The 24,397-nt window shown below is 62.7% G+C and carries 23 protein-coding genes and 1 tRNA gene; 10 read left to right on the top strand and 14 right to left on the bottom strand.

The annotated features are described in order from the left end of the window. Positions 1 to 744 precede the first annotated feature (744 nt). The 4 genes from N4J17_RS08070 to N4J17_RS08055 all read left to right on the top strand — a co-directional run bounded on the left by N4J17_RS08070 (position 745) and on the right by N4J17_RS08055 (position 4,356). Positions 745 to 1,509 (top strand): hypothetical protein, encoded by a 765-nt coding sequence (locus N4J17_RS08070; protein WP_198324248.1) that lies wholly within the window; start codon positions 745 to 747, stop codon positions 1,507 to 1,509. Between the two features lie 147 nt (positions 1,510 to 1,656). Beyond that, positions 1,657 to 2,700: a tRNA preQ1(34) S-adenosylmethionine ribosyltransferase-isomerase QueA gene (gene queA, locus N4J17_RS08065; protein WP_198324261.1), complete on the top strand. Its 1,044-nt coding sequence runs from the start codon at positions 1,657 to 1,659 to the stop codon at positions 2,698 to 2,700. After that, positions 2,697 to 3,140, top strand: coding sequence for an HIT domain-containing protein (locus tag N4J17_RS08060; RefSeq protein WP_198324247.1), 444 nt, complete (start codon positions 2,697 to 2,699; stop codon positions 3,138 to 3,140). The genes queA and N4J17_RS08060 overlap by 4 nt, the downstream gene beginning before the upstream one ends. A gap of 343 nt (positions 3,141 to 3,483) precedes the next feature. Further along, on the top strand, positions 3,484 to 4,356 hold the full coding sequence (locus N4J17_RS08055) for a L,D-transpeptidase (protein WP_198324246.1): 873 nt from the start codon (positions 3,484 to 3,486) through the stop codon (positions 4,354 to 4,356). A gap of 50 nt (positions 4,357 to 4,406) precedes the next feature. Here the strand turns inward: N4J17_RS08055 and secF are convergent, their stop codons facing one another. The 13 genes from secF to N4J17_RS07990 form a co-directional block, all read right to left on the bottom strand. Continuing rightward, positions 4,407 to 5,336, bottom strand: a complete 930-nt coding sequence (secF, locus tag N4J17_RS08050; protein ID WP_198324245.1) for a protein translocase subunit SecF — start codon at positions 5,334 to 5,336, stop codon at positions 4,407 to 4,409. 11 nt (positions 5,337 to 5,347) lie between these two features. Next, positions 5,348 to 7,198: a protein translocase subunit SecD gene (secD, locus tag N4J17_RS08045; RefSeq protein ID WP_198324244.1), complete on the bottom strand. Its 1,851-nt coding sequence runs from the start codon at positions 7,196 to 7,198 to the stop codon at positions 5,348 to 5,350. A gap of 63 nt (positions 7,199 to 7,261) precedes the next feature. Continuing rightward, the gene (gene yajC, locus N4J17_RS08040) at positions 7,262 to 7,612 is read right to left on the bottom strand and encodes a preprotein translocase subunit YajC (protein WP_198324243.1); all 351 of its coding nucleotides are present in this window, start codon (positions 7,610 to 7,612) and stop codon (positions 7,262 to 7,264) included. 45 nt (positions 7,613 to 7,657) lie between these two features. Continuing rightward, positions 7,658 to 8,770, bottom strand: coding sequence for a tRNA guanosine(34) transglycosylase Tgt (gene tgt, locus N4J17_RS08035; protein ID WP_198324242.1), 1,113 nt, complete (start codon positions 8,768 to 8,770; stop codon positions 7,658 to 7,660). Positions 8,771 to 8,847: 77 nt separating this feature from the next. Continuing rightward, positions 8,848 to 8,932, bottom strand: a tRNA-Leu gene (locus N4J17_RS08030). 20 nt (positions 8,933 to 8,952) lie between these two features. Next, a complete protein-coding gene (gene secG, locus N4J17_RS08025; protein ID WP_198324241.1) occupies positions 8,953 to 9,297 on the bottom strand; it encodes a preprotein translocase subunit SecG in 345 nt (114 codons plus the stop codon). 9 nt (positions 9,298 to 9,306) lie between these two features. Beyond that, positions 9,307 to 10,059 (bottom strand): triose-phosphate isomerase, encoded by a 753-nt coding sequence (gene tpiA / locus N4J17_RS08020; RefSeq protein WP_198324240.1) that lies wholly within the window; start codon positions 10,057 to 10,059, stop codon positions 9,307 to 9,309. 79 nt (positions 10,060 to 10,138) lie between these two features. Next, on the bottom strand, positions 10,139 to 14,005 hold the full coding sequence (gene purL / locus N4J17_RS08015) for a phosphoribosylformylglycinamidine synthase (protein ID WP_198324239.1): 3,867 nt from the start codon (positions 14,003 to 14,005) through the stop codon (positions 10,139 to 10,141). Positions 14,006 to 14,046: 41 nt separating this feature from the next. Then, positions 14,047 to 14,754 (bottom strand): outer membrane protein assembly factor BamC, encoded by a 708-nt coding sequence (bamC, locus tag N4J17_RS08010; RefSeq protein ID WP_198324238.1) that lies wholly within the window; start codon positions 14,752 to 14,754, stop codon positions 14,047 to 14,049. 10 nt (positions 14,755 to 14,764) lie between these two features. After that, positions 14,765 to 15,640, bottom strand: coding sequence for a 4-hydroxy-tetrahydrodipicolinate synthase (dapA, locus tag N4J17_RS08005; RefSeq protein WP_198324237.1), 876 nt, complete (start codon positions 15,638 to 15,640; stop codon positions 14,765 to 14,767). A 114-nt stretch (positions 15,641 to 15,754) separates the two neighbouring features. Beyond that, positions 15,755 to 16,165 (bottom strand): biopolymer transporter ExbD, encoded by a 411-nt coding sequence (locus N4J17_RS08000; RefSeq protein ID WP_338457678.1) that lies wholly within the window; start codon positions 16,163 to 16,165, stop codon positions 15,755 to 15,757. A 14-nt stretch (positions 16,166 to 16,179) separates the two neighbouring features. Continuing rightward, positions 16,180 to 16,836 carry a MotA/TolQ/ExbB proton channel family protein gene (locus N4J17_RS07995; protein WP_338457627.1) on the bottom strand — a complete coding sequence of 219 codons (657 nt, stop codon included), beginning with the start codon at positions 16,834 to 16,836 and terminating at the stop codon, positions 16,180 to 16,182. Positions 16,837 to 16,853: 17 nt separating this feature from the next. Continuing rightward, positions 16,854 to 17,555 (bottom strand): TonB family protein, encoded by a 702-nt coding sequence (locus N4J17_RS07990; RefSeq protein WP_338457677.1) that lies wholly within the window; start codon positions 17,553 to 17,555, stop codon positions 16,854 to 16,856. A gap of 149 nt (positions 17,556 to 17,704) precedes the next feature. Here N4J17_RS07990 and N4J17_RS07985 point away from each other — a divergent pair, with 149 nt between their 5' ends. The 5 genes from N4J17_RS07985 (at position 17,705) to N4J17_RS07965 (ending at position 21,773) form a co-directional block, all read left to right on the top strand. Continuing rightward, positions 17,705 to 18,364, top strand: a complete 660-nt coding sequence (locus tag N4J17_RS07985) for a VTT domain-containing protein (RefSeq protein WP_198322792.1) — start codon at positions 17,705 to 17,707, stop codon at positions 18,362 to 18,364. 46 nt (positions 18,365 to 18,410) lie between these two features. Continuing rightward, complete coding sequence (locus tag N4J17_RS07980; protein WP_198322791.1) at positions 18,411 to 19,232, top strand: undecaprenyl-diphosphate phosphatase; 822 nt, start codon at positions 18,411 to 18,413, stop codon at positions 19,230 to 19,232. 64 nt (positions 19,233 to 19,296) lie between these two features. After that, on the top strand, positions 19,297 to 19,824 hold the full coding sequence (locus tag N4J17_RS07975) for a glycine cleavage system protein R (protein ID WP_198322790.1): 528 nt from the start codon (positions 19,297 to 19,299) through the stop codon (positions 19,822 to 19,824). Positions 19,825 to 19,851: 27 nt separating this feature from the next. Further along, positions 19,852 to 20,337 (top strand): peroxiredoxin, encoded by a 486-nt coding sequence (locus N4J17_RS07970; protein WP_198322789.1) that lies wholly within the window; start codon positions 19,852 to 19,854, stop codon positions 20,335 to 20,337. A gap of 26 nt (positions 20,338 to 20,363) precedes the next feature. Continuing rightward, a complete protein-coding gene (locus N4J17_RS07965) occupies positions 20,364 to 21,773 on the top strand; it encodes a PhoH family protein (RefSeq protein WP_198322798.1) in 1,410 nt (469 codons plus the stop codon). Positions 21,774 to 21,782: 9 nt separating this feature from the next. On the opposite strand, the gene N4J17_RS07960 is transcribed toward N4J17_RS07965, so the two are convergent. Beyond that, entirely contained in the window at positions 21,783 to 22,871 is a 1,089-nt protein-coding gene (locus N4J17_RS07960) for an AI-2E family transporter (protein WP_198322788.1), read from the bottom strand. A gap of 154 nt (positions 22,872 to 23,025) precedes the next feature. On the opposite strand from N4J17_RS07960, the gene N4J17_RS07955 reads away from it, so the two are divergent. Next, on the top strand, positions 23,026 to 23,928 hold the full coding sequence (locus N4J17_RS07955; protein WP_198322787.1) for an ROK family protein: 903 nt from the start codon (positions 23,026 to 23,028) through the stop codon (positions 23,926 to 23,928). Positions 23,929 to 24,397 lie beyond the last annotated feature (469 nt).

Genomic DNA, 24,397 nt, shown 5'->3' with positions numbered 1-24,397 from the left:
GAGACACCGAGGGGAAAGCCGTGGAAGCTGTGCAGGGTGTTTGTTATGAATGGACTGCGTCTTCGCACGCGAGGAAACCCTCCCGCGACCCGACCGGGCGCAGCGACGCGTCCTTAGGAGAACCCTGGACCCACGAAAAACAAAGCGATATTTGTATTAGATCACAAAACCAACGAGGCAACAATTGAAGCTGCCGCGCCACTTTTGTGCACGAGAAGCGACGATTTGGGGCATCGCTTTACAAGGCGAGGAAGAAAGGGGAGACAAAAAAGCCGGGCCCGAAAACGAGCCCGGAAACACCATCCCAGAGGATAAAACTTGAGGAAAACATCGGCTGTAACTTCAGTTCGTCACTTCCGTGACAACCTTGGAATGCATCGTACGGGATCTCACCCCTGCCCCGCCTTGATGTGCATCAAGTTTTCATCACCTCCGGTACCATTTCGTGCTTCCGGCGGCCCTTCGATCCTTATGATCCTCCGAACAGGGCCGCAACACAATGCACCGCAACAGTCCATAACGAACATCATGCACTCCCAAGAAAGACCGCATTTCCTTCGATAGAAACGATGCCGCCTGCCCGCATCGGGGAAGGTCCGGTCTAGACAAGCCGCCGCTCATCGTTGATTGTTCGGCCCGGGCGGGCGATAGCCATGAGCGTTTAGCTGTTTCTGAATGTTTCGATGATCGTCCAGCGGGAGCCGCTGCGACGTTCTGGGGCTGGCGGCGATCGACTAAAGCAACGTGTTCCGCCTGCTCGTCGTACAATTGAAAACTGCGACCAACCCCGACCTGCGAGTTCTCAAGAGGTTCTGTATACGCATCGTCATGGTCCCGTTCGAAGCCTTACAAGCTGTTCCACCGCTAGCTGGGATGAAGCACTTGCTTATTCATCGCAGTCTTGGCGGCTTTGAAGCTTCGTCCGGAAAACCAGTCCATTCCACCAAAGCGAGCCTGGTCATGATGCTCAACCGTTTCTCAAAGCCCCTCCTCTACGGCGCAGCGGCCTTGCTGTCGATCGGTCCCGCGGCTGGGGCAGAACCCACGCCGCCACCCTCCGCGCCAGCCACGGCGCCCCCATCCGTCTCCGATCGGCTTTTTCTCCCAATGGCGGCGATGGGGCGGCGGGAGGAACACCCCCCTTTTCAAAGGACGATCCGGTTCACGATCGACAATGAAGAAAAAGAGGGCTATGCGGAAATTCCGATCGCCGGCAGGCAACGTCTGGTCATCGAGCACGTGTCGGTCCTGGTGCAAGGCCCCTCCGGCCAGAAATATTTCGCATCCTTGCGAACGACACTCCAGCATAACGAAACGGCCTGGCACTACCTGGTCTTGTCTCAGCAATACGCCGGAGCCGGCGTCGACGTTTACGCGGCCAGCCAGCCGATGCGCGCGTATGCAGACGCCGACGAAATCCCTCTCCGAATTTCGGTGAGCCGCGGACTCGACGACAGCGGCACGGTCTCCGTCGACGCCACAATCTCCGGCTATCTGGTCGAACGCTGACGCGGACCTCTGTTGGCCACAAGAACTTGAAAACCTCGCCATCCTTGGGGCGCTGGATGCCGGGCTCCCGCACGGAGTGACGGGAAGAATGCGATCAACGATCTCCTCCCGTCGTTTGGCCTCTTCCAATTCTGTTAACATGGGATGATGTTGAAAAGCGAGTTCCATTATGAACTGCCCACAGCACTGATCGCCCAATCGCCGCTACCGGATCGCTCTGCCAGCCGTCTGCTTTGTCTCGAGGGTGCGACCGGCGCACTGAAAGACAAGATCTTCCGCGATATCGAGACGCTCCTGCGCCCGGGCGACCTTCTCGTATTCAATGACACCCGCGTTCTTCCCGCACGCTTTTTCGGGCGTAAGGAAACCGGCGGCGCCGTGGAGATCTTGCTGGAACGGCTCCTCGGCGAACGGCTCCTGCTCGCCCATGTGCGGGCAAGCAAAGCGCCCAAGCCCGGCACCCGGCTCGTCCTGGAGGCGGGCCACCGAGTCGGGGTTGTCGGGCGCGAAGGCGATCTGTTCCTTCTCGAGCTGGCGGGCGAAGAACCGCTACAGACCGTGCTCGAACGAATAGGTCACATGCCGCTCCCCCCCTATATCACCCGCCCCGACACCTCCGTCGACCTGGAACGCTACCAGACGGTGTATGCGACCAGGCCGGGGGCAGTAGCCGCCCCAACGGCTGGTCTGCATTTCGATACGGTTCTGCTGGAAAGGCTTCGCGGGGTGGGGGTAGACATGGCTCGGGTGACCCTCCATGTCGGTGCCGGCACCTTCCAGCCCGTGCGCACCGAAAACCTCGAGGATCACCGCATGCACGCCGAGTATTGCGAAGTGGGACCCGATGTGATCGAAGCCGTCGAGCGCACTCGTAGCAGGGGCGGACGGGTGATCGCAGTCGGTACCACTTCGATGCGTAGTCTGGAAACGGCAGCCAGCGGTGGCAGACTTCAGTCTTTTGCCGGCGAAACCCGCCTTTTCATCAAACCGGGTTTCCGATTCAACTGTGTCGACGCGCTCATCACCAACTTCCACCTCCCGGAATCGACCCTGCTCGTCCTGGTCTGCGCCTTCGCCGGCCATCGCGAAACACTCGCCGCCTACCGCCATGCGGTCGCACAAGCGTACCGTTTTTTCAGCTACGGCGATGCAATGTTCGTGACACCGAAAGAGCCCGGGGCGAGCCGATGAAGCCTGAATTCGCGCCGGATTTCATCCTGCACCAACGCCTTGTCCAGGACTGCTTTCCCCTCGGCCGCTTCCCACTCTGTCGGCTGCTGCTGATGAATGACAGCAGCTATCCCTGGTTCATCCTGGTGCCGGAGCGCAGCGGGATCCGGGAGGTTTACCAACTCCCCGCACCGGACCGCGCCCAACTCTGGGAGGAATCGGCCGCACTATCCACCCTGCTGGCCGACATCTACCGGCCGGACAAGCTCAACGTCGCCGCAATCGGCAACCTCGTAGCGCAGCTACACCTTCATCACGTCGTGCGATACCGGGACGACCGAGCCTGGCCTGGCGTCGTCTGGGGCCGCTTCGATCCCGTGCCCTACGCCGATCCCTTCGATGGCAGACTGCGGAAACTGCTGGAGCGGCTGCCCCGGTTCGAGGCGAATCCGCCGCCGTGAACTGCCGGCCAGGCTGCGGCGCCTGCTGCATCGCTATCTCGATCTCCAGCCCGATACCGGGTATGCCCCACGGCAAACCCGCCGGGACTCCCTGCATCCAGCTCCACGATGACATGAGATGCGCCCTATTCGGTGCACCGGAGCGTCCGGCCTGCTGCTCCGGGCTCCGGCCTTCCGCCGAAATGTGCGGCGAGGACCGCTTATACGCGATGGAGTGGCTGGCGCGACTCGAGCAGGCCACTGTGCCGGCCTACGAAGACTGACCGCCGGATGCCTTCAGCAACGAGCCGCCGCATGGGTTAACATAGCCTCCAGGAAGTTCCCCCTTGCCAGGGAGCAAATCATGAGAATGAGGCTCTTCGTGCCAGGCATCCTCCGTGCGGAGGCCCTAGTCCTGCTGGCTTGGGCGGGATTGGCCACACCGCCGGAAGCCCGGTCCGAGGCCTGGGAAGGCTATGGCCGTAGCGTACCCAAACCCCGCTATGAACAGGACGAAGGAGCGAATTTCCAGTATAGATTCGGCGTGCGCGAGGCATTCACACCCTACCACGACCCGGACAGGCGCGAGGCGGAGTCGCTGCCCGATCCCCTACGCGACCCATCCTTCAGCAGCTACCGGCTGATCGTCATCGTCAATAAAGCCGACGACGCGTTCTGGGGCAGAGGCCAGACCCTGCGGGTCTACCGGCGGGGAGAGGGGCTCCTCTATTACTGGCTGATCTCCACCGGCATGCCCGGCTTCGAAACGCCTTCTGGCTATTTCACACCCCAGGGCTTCTCTTATCGGCATTGGTCCGGCCCTTACGATGCGCCGATGCTCTGGTCGGTGTTCTTCAACGGCGGGATTTCCCTGCATTCCTCGCTGGACCGCGATGCGTTGTATAAACTGGGGCGGGCCGCCGACTCGCACGGCTGCGTCCACATCGAGGACCACCGGGCCGAGGAGCTTTATCACCTGATAGGCCAGAGTGGATACGGCTTGATCGACCTGATCGGCCGCCATACCGGCCGCCCTGTGCTGGTGGGAAAAGCTCGGAAGAAAATCAGAGGTTACCGGACGCTCATCATCGTCGCGCCAACAGCGCACTTTTTCCCGGCCGGCGAAATCTCCGAATCCAGCCAGTTCAAGGAACCCTCTGGCACCGGACAGCCGCCTCCCGAATCCGACGAGCGGAATGGGCCCGAAGCACCGGCAAACTATCTCGACCTCTTCTGAAAACAAAGAGGCCGCGCAAGGCGGCCTCCGGGAAACGGAACGGCTCCGACTCAGGGCCGGTTATCGACCAGCCCTTCCTTCTCAGGCAGCAGCAGATCGGCCCGGCTCACGCCCAGCGCCAGGACGACGGGGCAGGCGACCAGCACCGAGGAATAGATGCCGAACACGATGCCGATGGTCAGCGCCAAAGCAAAGTTGTGCAGGGCGTCGCCGCCGAAGAAGAACATCGCCAGTACCATCAGCTGGGTCATGGAGTGGGTGATGATGGTACGGGACATGGTGGCGGTGATGGCGTTGTCGATGACTTCGGTCACGGCCGCCTTGCGCATCTTGCGGAAGTTCTCCCGCACCCGGTCGAACACCACCACGGACTCGTTCACGGAATAACCCAGGATCGCCAGCACGCCGGCCAGGACGCTGAGCGTGAACTCCCACTCGAAGAAGGCGAACATCCCCAGGATGATGACGATATCGTGCATGTTGGCGATCATGGCCGCGACGGCGAACCGCCAGGCGAAACGCATCGCCAGATAGGCCATGATGCCCGCGGCCACCAGCATGAGGGCCAGTCCGCCGCTTTCGTACATTTCCTTGCCGACCTGCGGTCCGACGAATTCGACGCGCTTGAGCTCCGCCGTTCCGTCCTGGGCCTTGAGCGCCGAAAATATCTGATCACTCTGCGTGGCGCCGGTATCCTTCTGCAGCGGCAGGCGAATCAGCACGTCCCGCGAAGTGCCGAAATTCTGCACGGCGGCTTCGGCGATCCGCTGCTCCTCCAGTGTCTTGCGTATCGCTTCGAGATCGGCGGGCTGGGCATAGCGGACCTCCATCAGGATGCCGCCGGTGAAGTCGATGCCCAGGTTGAGTCCTTTGAACCCCAATGCCAGGACCGCGAGGATGAAGGTCACCAGGGAGATGCTCGTCGTGAGCCTCCCATAACGCATGAATGGGATGTCACGCTTGATCTTGAAGAATTCCATGGCTGCGATCCTCAGACTGCGATCTTGACCAGCTTGCGCTGCCGGCCATAGGTGAAGTTGACCAGTGCTCTGGATACCAGGACGGCGCTGAACATGGAGGTCAGGATGCCGATGCACAGCACCAGTGCGAAGCCGCGCACGGGGCCTGCACCCAACAGGAACAGCGCCACACCGGCGACGAAGGTGGTGACGTTGGAGTCCAGAATCGTGGCGAAAGCGCGCTCATAGCCGGCATGGATGGCGGCGTGCGGGGTGCTCCCTGCCCTCAGCTCCTCACGGATGCGCTCGTTGATGAGCACGTTGGCGTCGATGGCCATACCCACGGTCAGAGCGATACCGGCCAAGCCCGGCAGGGTCAGGGTCGCCTGCAACAGAGACAGGACGGCAACCAGCAGAAGGACATTCGCCCCCAGCGCCAGAATGGAGAACACGCCGAACATCCGGTAATAGAGGATCATGAACACCGCGATGGCCATGAAGCCGTAGCCGTTGGACTTGATCCCGCGGTCGATGTTTTCCTTGCCCATACTGGGCCCGACAGTACGCTCCTCGACAATATCGACCGGAGCTGCCAGGGCACCCGCCCGCAGCAGAAGGGCGAGGTTCCGCGCCTCCTCGGTGCTGTCCAGGCCGGTGATCTGGAAACGCTTGCTGAAGCGATCGCGGATGGTGGCGATATTGATGACTTCCTCGACCTTTTTCTTGGTCGTCACCTTCTGACCGTTGACCTCCTTGGTCTCAGACTTGTTCTCGATATATACCACCGCCATGGCACGGCCGATATTTTCGCGAGTGGTATCGCCCATTTTCTTGGCACCCACACTGTTGAGCGTCACGTAGACCGCCGGCTGGCCGCTCTGCTGGTCGATGCCGGAAGCTGCATCGACGACCTGGTCGCCGGTGACGATGATCTTGCGCTCCAGCAGCACTGGACGGTTCTGACGGTCGCGGTAGAGATGCGACCCCAGCGGCGGTTTCTCACCCTCCGCCGGCACCGGGTGTTCGTTGTCGACCAGACGGAATTCCAGGGTTGCGGTGGCACCGAGGATTTCCTTGGCCCGCGCGGTGTCCTGGACGCCGGGCAACTGGACGACGATGCGATCCTCGCCCTGCTGCTGGATCACGGGTTCGGCCACGCCAAGTTCGTTGACCCGGTTGCGCAGCGTCGTGGTGTTCTGCGCCACGGCGAAACGCTTGATCTCACGCCGTTCAACGTCGGACAAACGCCCTTCGAGCAGATTCTCGCCTTCCTTCACATCGATCTGCAGGCCCCGCAGTTCGCGCCTCAAGAGTGCCTGCGCCTGCATCAGGGTATTGGAATCCGGCAACCGGACCTGGATCACGCCGTTCTGCTTTTCCACCGACTGGTAACGGATCTTGTTTTCACGCAGCAGGCTGCGGGCATCCTCCGCATAACGGTCTTCCGCCTGCTTGATGGCAGCGTCCATATCGACCTGCAGCAGGAAGTGCACGCCGCCCCGCAGATCCAGCCCCAGATACATGGGCTTGGCGCCGAACGCGCGCAGCCAGGAAGGCGTCGACGGCGCCAGGTTCAAAGCCACGGTGTAGGTATCCCCCAGTTTCTCGTTCAGAACGTCGGACGCCTTGAGCTGCGACTCGGTATCGCTGAACCGGATCAGCATCCGCTTGTCCGCCATCTCCACGGCCTTCGCCTTGAGGCCAGCCGCATTCAGCAGCCCCTGCACCTGGACCTTGAGGCTGTCGTCGACCTTCGCCGCACGAACCGCCGACACTTGGACGGATGGGTCTTCACCGAAGAAATTGGGCAGCGCGTAAATGATCCCGAGGATCAACACGGCTGCGACCATCAGGTTTTTCCATAGGGGAAAACGGTTTCGCATGCTCGGAACCTATTTGGAAACGGGAGTGTCCGGCGGCTCGGCAAAACCGCCGGAGAAGCGGGTTTACTTGGATTCGGGTTTGCGCTTGGCCGCTTTGTAAGTACCCTTAGGCATCAGCGAGGCCACGGCGTTGCGCTGCACGCAGATCTGGACGTTTTCAGCCACTTCCAGTGTCACGAAGTTGTCGTCGACCTCGACCACCCGGCCCAGCACCCCGCCCGTCGTGACGACCTCGACCCCCTTGACGAGCGACTGCAGCAGCTTCTTGTGCTCCCGCTGGCGCCGGTTCTGCGGCAAAACGAACAGCAGGAAGAACACGGCGAGAACGGCCATGGGCAGGATCAAACCCGCAACGCCGGGCTCCTGCGCCGCTGGAGCGGCCTCCGCCCATGCGTCGGCGATAAAGAAACTCATGGTCAACCTCTAGTTCTTATTTGACGAATTCAAAGTTGCGCATTATCACACAAATACATCACCGGTGGAGCGGAGGGCGTGGAATCGCTCGATGAACCGTTCGAGGGTTCCCTCCTCGATGGCGGCCCGCAGACCTGCCAGCAGCTCCTGGTAATAGAAAAGGTTGTGGATGGTGTTCAGGCGCGCCCCGAGAATTTCTCCGCAACGGTCGAGATGGCGCAGATAGGCGCGGGAATAGTGACGGCAGGCATAGCAGCCGCACTCCTCGTCGATCGGCCGCGGATCGTCCCGGTAGCGGGCGTTGCGGATACGCACCGCCCCGAAGCGGGTGAACAGATGGCCGTTGCGAGCATTGCGGGTCGGCAGCACACAGTCGAACATGTCGACACCGCGCGTCACCGCGTCGACGATGTCTTCCGGCGTGCCCACCCCCATCAGATAGCGGGGCCGATCGGTGGGCATCTGTGGCATCAACGCCTCCAGTACCCGCAGGCGGTCCTCCTTGGGTTCTCCGACCGAAAGACCGCCTATCGCGTAGCCATCGAAGCCGATATCCCGCAAACCCGCGATCGAAAGAGCCCGCAGGTCTTCATACATACCTCCCTGGACGATGCCGAACAGCGCGGAAGGATTGTCCGCATGTGCGGTCCTGCTGCGCTCGGCCCAGCGCAGCGACAGCTCCATCGAGGCACGCGCTTCGCCATATTCCGACGGGTATGGAGTACATTCGTCGAAGACCATCACGATGTCCGAGCCCAACGCGCGCTGAACCGCCATGGATTCTTCCGGCCCCATGAAGACGGGGCTGCCGTCGATGGGCGAGCGGAATAGCACCCCCCCCTCGCTGATCTTGCGCATCGCGCCCAGGCTGTAAACCTGGAAACCGCCGGAGTCGGTCAGGATCGGCCCGTCCCAGTGCATGAATCCGTGCAGATCGCCGTGGAGACGGATGACATCGACGCCCGGCCGCAGCATCAGATGGAACGTATTGCCGAGGATAATCTCTGCACCGCTGTCGCGCAACTCCTCGGGTGTCATGGCCTTGACCGTCCCATAGGTACCCACCGGCATGAAAGCCGGCGTCTGCACGCGGCCACGCGGAAATGAAAGCTCGCCCCGGCGAGCCGTACCATCGCAGCATTTGACAGCGAATTCCATGGGATTCTTATCGCCAACATGAAAAAAAGCCGGCCTGAACGTAAACACGTCAAGACCGGCTTTAAGTATCTTCGAATTGGTGCCGATGGTCGGACTTGAACCGACACGACTTGCGTCACCACCCCCTCAAGATGGCGTGTCTACCAATTCCACCACATCGGCAGGCTGTTCGGAAACGGACGTCATTGCGCCGGCACATCGACCCCATTCTTGACGGGCTCCGGAGCCACCACGGGCATGTCGGGCTGGGACTGCTGGACAGCAGGAACGTCCATTATATCGAGCCGTTTATTATCCACATGTCCGGACAGATAAGCAAGAGTCAGACTCGTTCCGAAAAACAGGGTGGCCAGAATGGCCGTGGTCCGCGACAGAAAGGACGCCGCGCCACGCGCACCAAACAGGCTGCCGGAAGAGCCACCGCCGAAACCGGCACCGGCATCCGCTCCCCGCCCCTGTTGCAGCAGCACCAGCCCGATGATGCTCAAGGCGAGCAAAACATGAAATACAGTCAACGCTTGAATCATAAAAAGCACCTAAACTGAAACTGAATGACAGATCGACAGAAACGCCCTCGCATCGAGCGAGGCGCCACCGATCAGGCCACCATCGATGTCGGGCATCGCAAACAATTCGGCGGAATTTTCTGGCTTTACGCTCCCGCCATAAATAATCTGCACCGCCTGAGCCACCTCCGGATTCCACCGGGCGATCAGACTCCGGATGTGATAGTGCACTTCCTGAGCCTGGCCGGTGGTGGCGCTGCGCCCGGTCCCGACCGCCCAGACCGGCTCATATGCGATCACTGCATGCTCCAAGGACTGGACACCGGCGAATTCGAACACGGTGTCGATCTGGGCCCCGATCACCGCGAGAGTCCTGCCCTGCTCCCTCTGCTCCAGCGTTTCGCCGACACAGAGGATCGGCTTCAGATGCCCCTGGATGGCTTGTTCGTAACGGGACGCCACCAGTTCGTTCGACTCGCCATAGAGCAGACGCCGTTCCGAGTGCCCGACGATGACCAGTTCACAGCCGAACTCGCGCAGCATGCCGGCCGAAATTTCGCCGGTGAACGCGCCGGAGTTGTGGTCCGCCACGTTCTGCGCACCGAGCATCACCTTGGTGCCCTTGAGTATCTCGGATGCCTGGGGGATATAAACGAACGGCACGCACACCCCGACTTCCGCCTTGCAGTCTCCGATGCCGGCCAGAATGTCGTTGAGCAGGCGAGCCACGCTTGCGCTCCTGCCGTTCATCTTCCAGTTTCCAACCACCAGAGGACGACGCATCGATCCGGACTCCTCGGAAAAATCGATCGATTATACCTTCGGCCAAGACCTTTTCAATGCCAGCCCGACCCAAGCCAAATTATCCGACCCACCGCCTGGCGTTGCGGAACATTCGCATCCAGGGACCGTATTCGCCCCACTCCCTGGGCCGCCAGGAATTCTGCACAGCACGGAAACAGCGCTCCGGATGCGGCATCATGATAGTGAAACGTCCGTCCGGCGTGGTCAGACCCGTGACGCCCCGGGGCGAACCGTTGGGATTGAAGGGATAGGCTTCCGTAATCCGGTCATAGTTGTCGATGAAAGCCACCGCCACGAGCTGTCCCCCATTGCCCGTTCCAGGGCGGTATTCGACCCGTCCCTCGCCATGCGAGACCACGACCGGCAGCCGCGATCCCGCCATGCCAGCGAAGAAGATCGAGCGGGACGGCTGGATTTCCACCATGACGACCCGAGCCTCGTACTGCTCGGAACGGTTGCGCACGAAGCGCGGCCAACTCTCGGCCCCCGGGATCAATTCATGCAGCTGCGAAAGCATCTGACAGCCGTTACAGACGCCGAGTCCGAAGGTGTCCTCCCGCTGGAAAAAGGCCGCGAATTCATCCCTCAACAGGGCGTTGTAAAGGATCGACTTGGCCCAGCCGCCGCCCGCGCCGAGCACGTCACCGTAAGAAAATCCGCCGCAGACCGCCAGTCCTCGGAAGTCTGCCAGACTGATGCGGCCTTCCGCCAGATCGCTCATGTGCACATCGACACAAGCGAAACCCGCCGCGTCGAACGCCGCTGCCATTTCCATGTGACCGTTGACGCCCTGTTCGCGCAGGATGGCCATCCGGGGCCGCGATAGATTGAGATAGGGAGCCGCCACATCGGTGTTCGGATCAAAGCTCAGTTTGGCATGCAAACCCGGGTCGCCTTCATCGAACAGGGATTCGAACTGCTGCCTGGCGCAATCCGGATTGTCCCGCAATGCCTGCATCCGGTAGCTGGTCTCGGACCATATCCCTTGCAGTTCGGCTCGGCTGACGCTGAATACCGGCATACCGCCATGGTGCACCACGATCCGGCTGTCGGAACGCGGCGCTCCGACCACCCGACTGCAGGCACCCAGGCCGGCATCCTCGAGCCTCACCATCACCGTGGGCAGGTCGTCGCTGGCCACCTGGATGACTGCGCCCAGCTCCTCGGCGAATGCCGCCGCCACCGGATCGCCGAGATGATCGAGGTGCAGATCGATGCCGGTCCTCGCGGCGAAGGCCATTTCCACCGCTGTGACAAACAGACCGCCGTCGGAACGGTCGTGATAGGCGAGGATCAACCCCTCTGTGTTGAGTGACTGCACTGCCTCAAAGAAGGCCCGGAACAAAGCCGGATCGTCGAGATCCGGGCAAGTCTCGCCCATCTGCCCGTATACCTGGGCCAAGGCCGAGCCGCCGAGGCGATTGCGGCCTTGGCCGAGATCGATCAAAACCAGCACCGAAGCGCCGCCATCGAGCCGCAGTTCCGGCGTCAACGTCCGCCGCACATCAGTGACCGGGGCGAATGCTGAAACGATCAGCGACAGCGGCGAAACCATGGCCACATCCTTGCCGCCCTCGCGCCATACGGTACGCATCGACAGCGAATCCTTGCCGACCGGGATAGCGACACCCAGCGCCGGACACAGGTCCAGACCCACCGCGCGGACGGTATCGAACAGGCGGGCATCTTCGCCCGGCGCGCCGGCCGCAGCCATCCAGTTCGCTGACAGCTTGACGTCACCCAGCGAGGCGATCGGAGCCGCCAGGATGTTGGTCAACGCTTCTCCGACCGCCATGCGCCCAGACGCCGGAGCGTCGATCATGGCCATGGGCGAACGTTCGCCCATGGCCATGGCCTCGCCAGTGACGGCGCGGAAACCCGACGCCGTCACCGCCACGTCCGCCACCGGCACCTGCCACGGGCCGACCAGCTGATCCCGCACCACCAGGCCCCCTACGGAGCGATCGCCGATGTGGATCAGGAAGCTCTTGTCGGCCACCGCCGGCAGACTCAGCACCCGCTTGACGGCGTCGCGCCAGTCGAAGCCGGAAAGGTCCAGCGGCTTCGTAACCGCCGGCAACCGGGTGACATCTCGCAGCATCGTGGGCGGCTTGCCGAACAGCAGAGACATCGGAATCGCCACCGGATGGTTGGCGAACCGGACATCGTTGACCACCAGGTCTTCTTCCGCCGTCGCATGGCCGATCACGGCGAACGGACAGCGCTCGCGTTCGCACAGGGCCCGGAAACGTTCCAGCCGTTCCGGATATAGGGCGAGCACGTAGCGCTCCTGTGATTCATTGCACCAAAGCTGCATCGGCGAGAGGCCCGGCTCCGCGCTCGGAATGTCCCGCAGCTCGAAACGCCCGCCCCGCCCGCTATCGTGGATGATTTCCGGCACGGCGTTGGACAGCCCGCCGGCGCCGACGTCGTGGATCGACAGGATCGGGTTGGCCTCGCCGAGGGCGACGCAATGATTGATGACCTCCTGACAGCGCCGCTCCATCTCCGGATTGTCGCGCTGCACCGAGGCGAAATCGAGATCTTCGGCGCTTTCACCGGAGGCGACCGACGAGGCGGCACCGCCGCCCAGCCCGATCAGCATGGCCGGACCGCCCAGCACGACTATGGGAGAACCCGGCGGGATTTCCGATTTGCCCAGATTGACTTCGCGGATGTTGCCCATGCCACCGGCAAGCATGATCGGCTTGTGGTAGCCGTACAGGCTCACACCATCCGGTGCCAACTGTTGAAAGGTTCTGAAGTAACCGCACAGATTGGGACGGCCGAATTCGTTGTTGAACGCCGCGCCGCCGATCGGCCCCTCCAGCATGATCTGCAGAGCCGAGGCGATGCGGGCCGGCCTGCCGCTGTCGGTCTCCCACGGCTGGATGAAATCCGGGATGCGCAGATGCGAGACCGAGAAGCCACACAGCCCTGCCTTGCTGTGCGAACCGCGCCCGGTGGCGCCTTCGTCACGGATCTCACCGCCTACACCGGTGGCAGCCCCCGGGAAGGGTGAGATCGCGGTCGGGTGATTGTGGGTTTCCACCTTCATCACCAGATGGGCCGGTTCTTCCCGGTAGCCGTAGGCGAAACCGCCGGGGTCCCGCAGCAGTACTTCGGCCCGCGTGCCCCGGATTACCGCGGCATTGTCGCTGTAGGCGGAGACGATACCCCCGGGACTCGCCTGGCTGGTGTAGCGGATCATGGCAAATAGGGTCTGATCCTGCGTCTCACCGTCAATCCGCCATTGCGCGTTGAATATCTTGTGGCGGCAATGCTCCGAATTCGCCTGAGCGAACATCATCAGCTCGATGTCGCTCGGATTGCGCGACATCGCCCGATAGCTCTCCTCCAGGTAATCCAGCTCGTCTTCCGACAGCGCCAACCCCAGAGCGGCGTTGGCCTTGACCAGCGCCCAGCGGCCCTCCTGCATGAGCGGGATGTATTGCAGCGGCTCCGGTTCCCTGTGGCGAAACAGCATATCTTCCTGCCCGCGGCTGAGAACGGTCTGCGTCATGCGATCGTGCAGGAGCGCCCGGACGGCTTCGCGCTGCGTCGCGGACAGGTCGCCGTCGATCTGCAGTGCATAGGCGATGCCGCGTTCGACCCGGCAGACGGCATCCAAACCGCAGCGGCGGACGATTTCGGTTGCCTTGCTGGACCATGGCGAAATCGTTCCGATCCGTGGTGTCACCAGGAAGGTTTCGCCGGCTTCCGTCTCGCTCTCGACCGGGCCATAGCTCAGGATCTGCCGCAGCAGCCGGTTCTCCGCATCGTCCAGCTCACGCTCCAGCTCTGCGAAATGGACGAATCGGGCCGCGACTTTGCGAACGGTCGGCGCGACCCCTCGCAAGGATGCCAGCAGACGGCTGGCGCGGAAAACGGACAAGGCCGACGGCCCCGGAATGCAGACAACCATGGCTATGGCTCGCAGACTGTGGAAAAAAATCGATGGCCGCCTTATTCGGCAGGTTTGGGAGACTCTTCCGCCGTACCGGCATCGCCCTTTCCGCCGGATGCCGGCGAAGCACTCGCGGATTGCTGGAACTGAGCGTGTATGGTCTTCAGCAGCTCGAGCCCCAGCCCCGATTGTTGCGGGTCATCACGTCCATCTGTGACGAAAACCTGGGTGATCTTGCCCTTCTGCTCGACATGGACCCGGAAGGCCGACGCCGTGCTGTCGCTGGCACCGCCGAACAAGGCGGAGAACAATCCCACATCTTCCGGCGCGCGCTGGCCGGTGCCGTTGTAATACACCTCGAAGATGCCTTTTGCCTGGTCCTCGCCGACCACCTCGAGTTTGGCCCGGCCGAGGGCGCGGTTGACCGAGCGCCAGGCGTCCTCGAACGGCGCATCGACCTCGATGAGGGGAACGTCGCTCAGGCTCTGTGCCAGCGTGGTCTTTGGATCCGGCTCCACCGGCTCGGCTTCGGCCTTAACACCGGGGGTCGGTTCCTCCTTCGGCCGGAGGGCTTCCGCCTGGGCCGCAGCAGTCGCCGCGCCTTCAATGGTCGACGAACTCAAATCCGGCGGTATTTCCAGCGGCGGTATTTCCGAATGATAGCGGTACTGCTTCTGCTTGTCCGGAAACAGACTGGCGATATAGGTGCAGCCGCCCAGCAGCCCGATCGCCCCGCCGAGAGCCGCCCATCTGAGTGCCTTGCCCATGGAATGCCCCTCAGACCACGCCGGCCTGGCGCATGGCCCGGCGCACCGCCTCACGGCAGGACTCGGCCAACCAGGTCAGCGGCAGACGGATACCCTCCTGGATCAGTCCCATTTCGTGCAACGCCCATTTCACAGGTATGGGATTGGACTCGATGAACAGATCGTGGTGCAGGGCTTCGAGCCGGCGGTTGATCGCCTCGGCCGTCGCCCGGTCACCGGCGATGGCCGCCCAGCACATGTCGTGCATGAGCCGCGGCGCCACATTGGCCGTGACCGAAATCACGCCGTTGCCACCCGACAGACAGAAGTCGCACGCCGTTGCATCGTCGCCGGAATACAGAGCGAACCCCTCGGGGCACAGAGCCCGGATTTCGGCCAGCCGCTCGAGCTTGCCCGTCGCTTCCTTGATTCCGACGATGCCGGGAACCTGCGCCAGCCGCCCCACTGTGGCCGGCAGCATGTCGCAACCGGTACGGCCGGGTACGTTGTAAAGGATTTGCGGGATCTCCACCGCCTCGGCGACCGCCCGGTAATGGCGGTAGAGACCTTCCTGGGTGGGCTTGTTGTAATACGGCGTGACGAGAAGACAGGCGTCTGCGCCGATGGCTTTGGCCTTGGCGGTCAGACTGATCGCTTCGGTGGTCGCGTTCGCTCCGGTACCGGCGATGACCGGAATTCTGCCGGCGACCTGCTCCACCACCAGACGGATGACTTCAGTGTGTTCTTCTTCGTCCAGCGTCGCCGATTCACCGGTCGTCCCCACCGCCACGATGGCATCCGTTCCCTGTTCGATGTGGAACTCGACCAGCCGCCTCAAGCTCGGGACATCCAGCCTCCCGTCGGGTTCCATGGGCGTTGCCAGGGCAACGATACTGCCTTGAATCATTCGATGCATCCGCTAAAAAAGTGTCGATGGTAGCGTGTCGCCCCTGTCACTGACAACACGGGGAAGGACGCTCCGGAACAACCGCGGCCTGGGCACCGGTGACCTCACCGGAGGCTACTCCTGCACCGTCGCCAGAGACAGCCGATTGATGCCGGCCTTGTGGGCGGTGGCCAGCACCTTGGCCACGACGGCATAGGACACCGCCTGGTCGGCGTGGACGATGTACAGGCCTTCCGGGTGCTGCTGCACCCGATCCCGGAGCTTGGCCTCCAGCTCCGCCAGGTCGGCGATCCCGGTCTTGTCCAGCACGATGCGCCCCTGGGCGTCGATGCCGATCGGGGTCGATTGGTTGTCGTCGGCGGCGGCCACCGCTCCGGTCTTGGGCAGGTTGACGTTCATGCTCTGGGTCAGCAGCGGCGCCGTCACCAGGAACACGATCACCAACACCAGCATGACGTCCACCAGGGGGGTGACGTTGATCTCGCTCATCACTTCGTCGTTGTCGCCTCCGGTCTTCATGGCCATGGCGTCTCTCCCCTTCAGCGGTGGGCGGTTTCGGCGGCGATCAGGTGCAGGAAGTCTTCGGCGAAGATTTCCAGCGCCTGCTGCTTGCGCCGCGATTGCCGCATCAGAAAGTTGTAGGCCAGCACGGCCGGCACCGCGACGGCGATGCCGATGGCCGTGGCGATCAGCGCTTCGCCGATCGGCCCGGCCACCACCTCCAGGCTGGCCTTGCCGCTTTTGCTGATGTCCTGCAGGGCGTGCATGATGCCCCAGACGGTCCCGAACAGGCCGACGAAGGGGGCCGTGGAGCCGATGCTCGCCAGCACCGTGAGCCCGACGTCCGACAGCCGGGATTCGCGCTCCAACTGCCGCTTGAGCTTGCGTTCCAGGGTGGCGAGCAGGTCGCCCCGGTATTTGAGGGCCGGCGGGCGGTTCTGACGGGCGTTGTCGAGCACGTCGAAACCGGCGCCGGCGAGCCGGACGACGGGGGCGCTCTTGCCCGCGGCGATTTCCCCTCGCGCTTCGTCGAGACTGGAGGCACCCCAGAACCGCTCTTCGAAACTCCGATTAGCAAGGCTCTGCCGCCAGTACTGCCAGACTTTGAGCACGATGAGCGTCCAGGTGAGTACCGAAAAGGCCGTGAGGACCCAGAGGGTGATGTTGATGATGAGGGTGGAAGTATCGGTGACCATGATTCCTGCCAGTGCTGTCAACGAGTCAGAGAGAATTCCAGCGGCACCACGACCCAACTGGCCACGGCCTTGCCGCCCTTGGTGGCCGGGACGAAGCGCCAGCGGCGGACCGTTTCCATCGCGGCCTCGTCGAGGATGTCGTGGCCGCTGCTGCTTTGCAGCTCGACCTCCGCCGGCAACCCCGTCGGCAGCACGTGGACCTTGAGCATGACCTTGCCTTGCCAGCGCTGCTTCCGGGCAAACATCGGGTATTCCGGCACCGGATTGTGCAGATAATTGGCGTTGAAGTTCGCCGGGGTCGATGCGGGTACGGCCGGACCGCTGCCGCCTCCCGTGCCCTCGGCAGGCGCGGCGGATGGGGTTTCGGGTGGCGGCGCGGCGGGCTCGGTCTTGGCGGCGCTCTCGCCTACCGTCCGCTCGGGCTGGACCGGGAAAGGCTTGGGCAGGGTCTTCGCCAACGGTTTGGGTTTGGCGACGGACCGGGGTTTGCGCGGGGTGACCGGCTTGGGCGGCGCCGGCGCCGGCTGGGCGGCAGGCTCCGCCGCCTTCGGCGCCGGGGCGATCATCGCCAGCGACACCTCGATGGGCTGCGACGGCCGCGCTTCCGGTTCCAGCCGTTTCCTTTCCCGCCAGGCCAGCCACAGGCAAAGATGCACTGCAGAAACCAGCAGCAGAATCACCACGCCCGGTCGATAAAGGGATTCGGTCGTTGGGGGCAAGGGGTTGAAAACGGACAAAAGAAGGATCGGAACCACATCAGATGAACTATCATACAGGGTCTTCGACACCGATTCCTAGTCAGGACTCGCACGCCAAATCCGTCGTTTCGAACCCGTTTCCAACACCTTGTATCCCTACGTCGACCCTCATGCCTGAATTGACCAGTTACCTGGACTATGTCCTCCATCTCAACCGGCATCTGCCGGAGTTGGCAGCGGCTCACGGCCGCCAGATCTATCTGAGCCTGTTCCTGGTCGTGTTCTGCGAAACCGGCCTCATCGTCCTGCCGTTCCTGCCCGGCGATTCGCTGCTGTTCGCCGCCGGCGCGGTGGCTGCAACCGGCGCCATGGACGTCTCGACGCTAGGAATCGTGCTCGCCACGGCAGCGATCGTGGGCGATGCCGTCAACTACCTCGTAGGCTATTTCTTTGGATACAAGCTCCACGACCGTGATTTCCTGCGCTTCATCGACCGGAAACACATCGAGCGCACGCACCGCTATTTCGAGCACTACGGCAAAATGACCATCATCATCGCCCGCTTCGTGCCGATCGTACGGACCTTCGCCCCTTTTCTGGCCGGCGTCGGCAGCATGCGGTACGTGGAATTCGCCACCTTCAATATCATCGGCGGCCTGCTCTGGGTAGCTCTGCTGGTCGGAGCGGGTTACGGCTTCGGCAATATTCCCTGGGTCAAGGACAATTTCAGCATCGTGGTCCTATCGATCATCGCCGTCTCGGTGCTGCCCCTGGGGATCGGTTATCTGCGTGAGCGCACGGCCCAAGCCTCAGCCGCCCCGAAAAACTGATCCCGGCCCATTCTCCCGATTCCTTACCTACCCATCCGGTTCCGCCATGCTGCTTCCCGATTGGCTCAACGCCCTGATCCTCGGCCTCGTCGAAGGACTGACCGAATTCCTGCCGGTGTCCAGCACCGGACACCTCATCCTCGTGGGCGAGTTGCTCAAGTTCAACGACGACCGCGGCAAGCTGTTCGAGGTCGTCATCCAGTCCGGCGCGATTCTCGCCGTGTGCTGGGAATACCGGCGCAAGCTCATCGGGCTGCTGTTCGGCCTCGGCCACAGCCGGCAGTCCCGCCGCTTCGTCATGAACCTCATCATCGCTTTCCTACCCGCCGGCGTAGTGGGATTACTGGCCGGCAAAGCCATCAAGGCCCACCTTTTCAACTCCACCACGGTGACGACCACGTTCATCCTGGGCGGTCTGATCATACTTTGGGTGGAACGGCGCCAACGCCCCCCAAGGGTGGAATCCATCGATGACATCGACTGGCGACTGGCGCTCAAGCTGGGTCTGTTCCAGACCCTGGCGATGATCCCCGGCACATCACGCTCCGGTGCCACCATCATCGGCGGCCTGCTGCTGGGGCTTTCGCGCCGGGCCGCCACCGAATTCTCATTCTTCCTGGCCATCCCCACCCTGTTCATCGCCACGGCCTACGACCTCTACAAGACCGGCGGAATCCTGCACGCGGAAGACCTGTCTTCCTTCGGGATCGGCTTCGCGGCGGCCTTCGTCAGCGCGTTCCTCGCCGTGCGCGGACTACTGCGGTACATCGGCGGACACGATTTCACCGCCTTCGCCTGGTACCGGATCGCCTTCGGCCTGGTCGTGCTGAGCACCGCGCACTACGGGCTGGTCGCCTGGACCGCATGAGTGGCCGGCATCACGTGGTAAACTTTCCGCAAAACTCACGCACAACTATTCCAATCCTCACCGAATGCAAATCGTCGCAACCATATTGGGCGCCGACCGCCTGAACCTGATCGCCGAAATCGGTCAGGTGGTAAGCGAGTGCCGGTGCACCCTGCTCGAAAGCCGCTTGACCGAACTCGGCACCGAATTCGCCGGCCATCTGATGGTGGAAGGCAACTGGAACCACATCGCCCGGTTCGAAAGCGCACTGGAAAACCTGGCCGCCCGCTACGCGCTCAAGATCCACATGCGACGGGTGCCCGAGGACAAACCGCGCGAAGAGGATGCGATCCCGTATGCCGTGGATGTGGTGGCGGGGGAAAGCGGCAGCCATCTTTACGAACTGGCCGATTTCTTCGTCGCCCGCCACATCAAGATTCTGGACGTCAGCACCAGCCGCCCGCCCGCGCCCTACAGTGGCACGCCGATGTTCATCGCCCACCTCACGGTGATGATTCCGCCGACCATGAAAATCATCCCGTTGCGGGACGAATTCGTCGAATTCTGCGACCGCCAGAACCTCGATGCCATCCTGGAGCCGGTCAAGCGCTGAGCCGTTCTTTCACAGGAGCACCTTCCCATGAGCACACCGACCCTCGGACAAGCCGTGCCGGACTTCCAGGCCGAATCGACCACCGGTGAGCCGTTCCGGTTGTCCCAGCGGCGCGGGCGTCACCTGGTCCTCTATTTCTATCCCAAGGACAGCACGCCGGGATGCACCCAGGAGGGCCAGGACTTCCGCGACCTTTACCCGGAATTCCAGAAGCTCGGGGCGGACATCGCGGGGGTGTCGCGCGACAGCCTGAAGTCGCACGAACGTTTCCGCTGCAAGTACGGATTTCCATTCGAGCTGCTTTCCGACGGCGACGAGGCACTGTGCCGGCTGTTCGACGTCATCCGCCTGAAAAACATGTACGGTAAACAGGTGCGAGGCATTGAGCGCAGCACTTTCCTGATCGACGCCGAAGGACGGCTCGCCGCCGAATGGCGCAAAGTCAGCGTCAAAGGACATGCCGAGGAGGTGCTCCGGGCCGTCGCAGGGCTCGCCGCGAAGACCTCCGCTTGACTGAATCTCAAACGGAAATCCGCGCCATGACGCCAGTCGCCGACCGGAAGCTGTTCGTGCTCGACACCAATGTGCTGATGCACGACCCCGCCTCACTGTTCCGCTTCCAGGAACACGATATCTTCGTCCCGATGATCGTGCTGGAAGAGCTCGATCACGGCAAGAAGGGTCTGTCGGACGTCGCGCGGAACGCCCGCCAGGCCAGCCGTTTCCTCGACGAACTGGTCCACCTGACCGCCATGGACGACATCGACCAGGGCATCCCGCTGACGCGGACCGACTACGCCGGCCGCATCGACGAGGGCTGCCAGGGCCGGCTGTTCTTCCAGACGCGCCGCCTCGCCGCCTCCCTCCCGGTGAGCCTGCCTGGGGACATCCCCGACAACTCGATCCTGGCGACCCTCCTGGCGTTGTCCGAAGAATCCCCCCACCGCCAAGTAGTGCTGGTGTCGAAAGACATCAACATGCGCATCAAGGCCACGGTGCTCGGCCTTCGGGCCGAGGACTACCACAACGACCAGGTGTTGGACGACGTCAACCTGCTCTACAGCGGCGCCATCGAGCTACCGCCCGACTTCTGGGACACCCACGGCGGCAAGATGGAATCCTGGCAGGAGCGCGGCCGTACCTTCTACCGGATTCAGGGCCCGCTGGTGAAGGATTTCTTCCCCAACCAGTACCTCTATCTGGCCGACGAATCCCAGTTCGAAGCCATCGTGCGCCGGCGCGAGAACGGCAGCGCCGTGATCGAGCTGGCCCGCGACTTCCGCACCCCGCAGCATGCCGTCTGGGGCATCCAGGCCAGGAACCGCGAACAGAATTTCGCGCTCAACGTCCTGCTCGATCCGGACATCGACTTCGTCACTCTGCTCGGCAGCGCCGGCACCGGCAAGACCCTGTTGGCCCTGGCCGCCGGCCTGGTCATGACCCTGGACCAGAAGCTGTACCGCGAAATCATCATGAGCCGGGAAACGATCCCGCTGGGCGAGGACATCGGCTTCCTGCCGGGCACCGAGGAAGAAAAGATGACGCCTTGGATGGGCGCGCTGCTCGACAACCTGGAGCTCCTCAGCAGCCACGAGAACGCCGGCGCCTGGGAGCGGGCGGCGACCAACACCCTGTTGCTCAACCGGGTCAAGGTGCGTTCGCTCAACTTCATGCGCGGCCGCACCTTCCTCAACCGCTACATCATCCTCGACGAGGCCCAGAACCTGACCTCGAAGCAGATGAAGACCCTGATCACCCGCGCCGGCCCCGGCACCAAGATCGTCTGCCTGGGCAACATCGGCCAGATTGACACCCCCTACCTCACCGGCACCACCTCCGGCCTCACCTACGTCGTCGACCGCTTCAAGCAATGGCCGCATGCGGCCCACATCACCCTGCGCCGGGGCGAACGTTCGCGGCTGGCGGATTTCGCTTCGGACGCCCTTTGAGGCGCACGGCTAGGGGCCGCCGGTAGCGGCAGTCTCGCCCTCCCCCAACCGCGGCCAGGCACTGAGCACCGCCTTCACCAGCGTGGCCAGCGGGATGGCGAAGAACACGCCCCAGAACCCCCACCAGCCGCCGAAGAACAGAATCGCCACGATGATGGCCACGGGGTGGAGGTTGACCACCTCGGAAAACAGCAACGGCACCAGCATCACGCCGTCCAGCGCCTGAATGATGGCGTAAGCCAGCATCAGGTACCAGAAATCGTCCGACACGCCCCATTGAAAGAAGGCGACAATCATCACCGGAAACGTCACCAGGGTTGCTCCGACGTAGGGGATGATGACCGAAACCCCCATCAGCACCGCCAGCAGCAGGGCATAGTTCAGACCCATCAGGGAAAACGTCACGAAGCTGGCCGCGAATAAAATGACGATCTCGACGAATTTGCCGCGCACGTAGTTGCCGATCTGCATGTCGACCTCTTTCCATACGCGCTTGGAAAGGTTGCGGTCGCGCGGCAGGTACTGAGTAAACCACCCGAGAATGCGGTCCCTGTCCTTCAGGAAGAAGAACACCAGGAGCGGCACCAGGATGAAATAAACCACCACGGTGATGAGACTGACCAGAGAAGCGTAGGAATAGGTCAGCATGGACTGGCCGTAGGAGATCAGCTCCGCCCGGATCGCCCCGATCAGGTCGTTGATCTGCTCCTGGGTGACATAGTCTGGATAGCGCTCCGGCAGCTCCATGATCAGCACCTGCCCGCGGTTCACCCAGCTCGGCGCCTGCTCGATCAGCTGCAGGGTCTGCTGATAGAGGAGTGGCAGCAGGCCGATGAACACGACCAGCAGCAGCGCGAGGAACAGGAGATAGACGAGGATCACGGAAGCCAGCCGCGGCAGCTTTCTGCGCTCGCCGATTTCCACCAAGCCGTCCAGCAGATAGGCGATGATGCCGGCGGCGAATACCGGCATCAGCATCTTGGCCAGGCTGACCACGACGATGAAACCGACCACCAGCAGGATCGCAAACGAGACGGCCTGGGCGTTGGGAAGAATCCGCCTGAACCAGTCGCTGAGCCATTCGCGTAAATGCTGCATACCCCCTCCCTTATGTTTTTTTGTTATTGGACGCCCGGACGTGCTTTTTCTCTGCATGGTACTACACGCCCGCCAGGTCTTTCCTCTCCGCCGCTTGCACACGAATGCGAGGAGTCGTTACCCTCACGGTTTTTTTGACAGATACGTGGACTTCATGAGCCTGCTGCTGGGCATCGACCTGGGGGGAACGAAGGTCGAACTGATCGCCCTGACCTCCCACGGCCGGGAGCTGCTCCGCCGCCGCACCGATACGCCTCAAGGCAATTACCCTGAAACGATCCGGACCATCGTAAAGCTGGTCGAGGAAGCCGAAAACGAACTGGCCGAGCGGGGCACAGTGGGGATAGGAACACCGGGCGCGGTGTCGGCGGCGACGGGACGGCTGAAAAACGCCAACTCGGTGTGGCTGAACGGCATGCCACTGCGGGAAGATCTGGCGCGGGCGCTGGGCCGGCCGGTGCGGCTGGCGAACGACGCCGACTGCTTCGCTCTGTCGGAAGCCGTGGATGGTGCCGCGGCGCGAGCGGAAATTGTGTTCGGAGTGATCCTGGGCACGGGCGTCGGCGGCGGAATCGTGGTACGGGGCAGGCTGCTCAACGGCGCCAACGCCATCGCCGGGGAATGGGGCCATAATCCGCTGCCGTGGCCGCAAGGCGTCGAGCGCCCTGGCCCGCCCTGCTACTGCGGAAAGAGTGGCTGCATCGAGACATTTCTGTCCGGTCCGGGGCTTGCCCGCGACCACGAACGCCGGACCGGCGAATCCCTGGACGCCAAGAGCATCGCCAAACGCGCGGAGCTGGGCTATTCGACCTGCCGCGGCAGCATGGCGCTCTACGAGGACCGGCTGGCCCGCGCATTGGCGCATGTCATCAACATCGTAGACCCGCACGTCATCGTGCTCGGCGGCGGCCTTTCCAACTGCGCGCGGCTGTACACGAACGTACCACGGCTGTGGGGACGGTACGTGTTCTCGGACCGGGTCGACACCAAGCTGGTGCCGCCGCGCTACGGCGATTCCAGCGGAGTGCGGGGCGCAGCCTGGCTGTGGAAGCGCTAAAGCGACCGCACCGGCGCAGACCAGAACACGCCGGGTGACAACCCGCTCCCGCCTTGCGCGAACTCGGCTCCGCCGAATCGCCGTAACAGTGTATAGACCTTTTCCGCGCTGGCGGCCTGGGCCGCGCCACCCAGATCCAATCGGCGCCGATCACGTCGATCGCTGCCGCCCTGGAGAGCGATCGTGCCGGCGTCAATACCCCGTCAAGTGCCAGACCGCTGGCTTTGTCCAACCCGCCGTGACGCATCGCCGCCACTTCGCCATTGACAGCATCGGTAGCGCGAGACCGATGCGGACGGGTGCCTCACCGGCGGTAACGGAAAACGCAGCGCTGAGCAAGGGGGCGACGAACCACAGACGCTTCAAAGACCATGCGTAGACTCCAAGAACCTGAAAACAACGGATGGTGCAAACACCGAAGGACTGAAAACCATGTCGGTGGTGTTTTCGATTACCATGGCATCATCAG

The organism is Methylococcus capsulatus (genome assembly GCF_036864975.1).
Lineage (GTDB): Bacteria > Pseudomonadota > Gammaproteobacteria > Methylococcales > Methylococcaceae > Methylococcus.
This window is presented reverse-complemented; position numbering and strand designations above follow the sequence as displayed.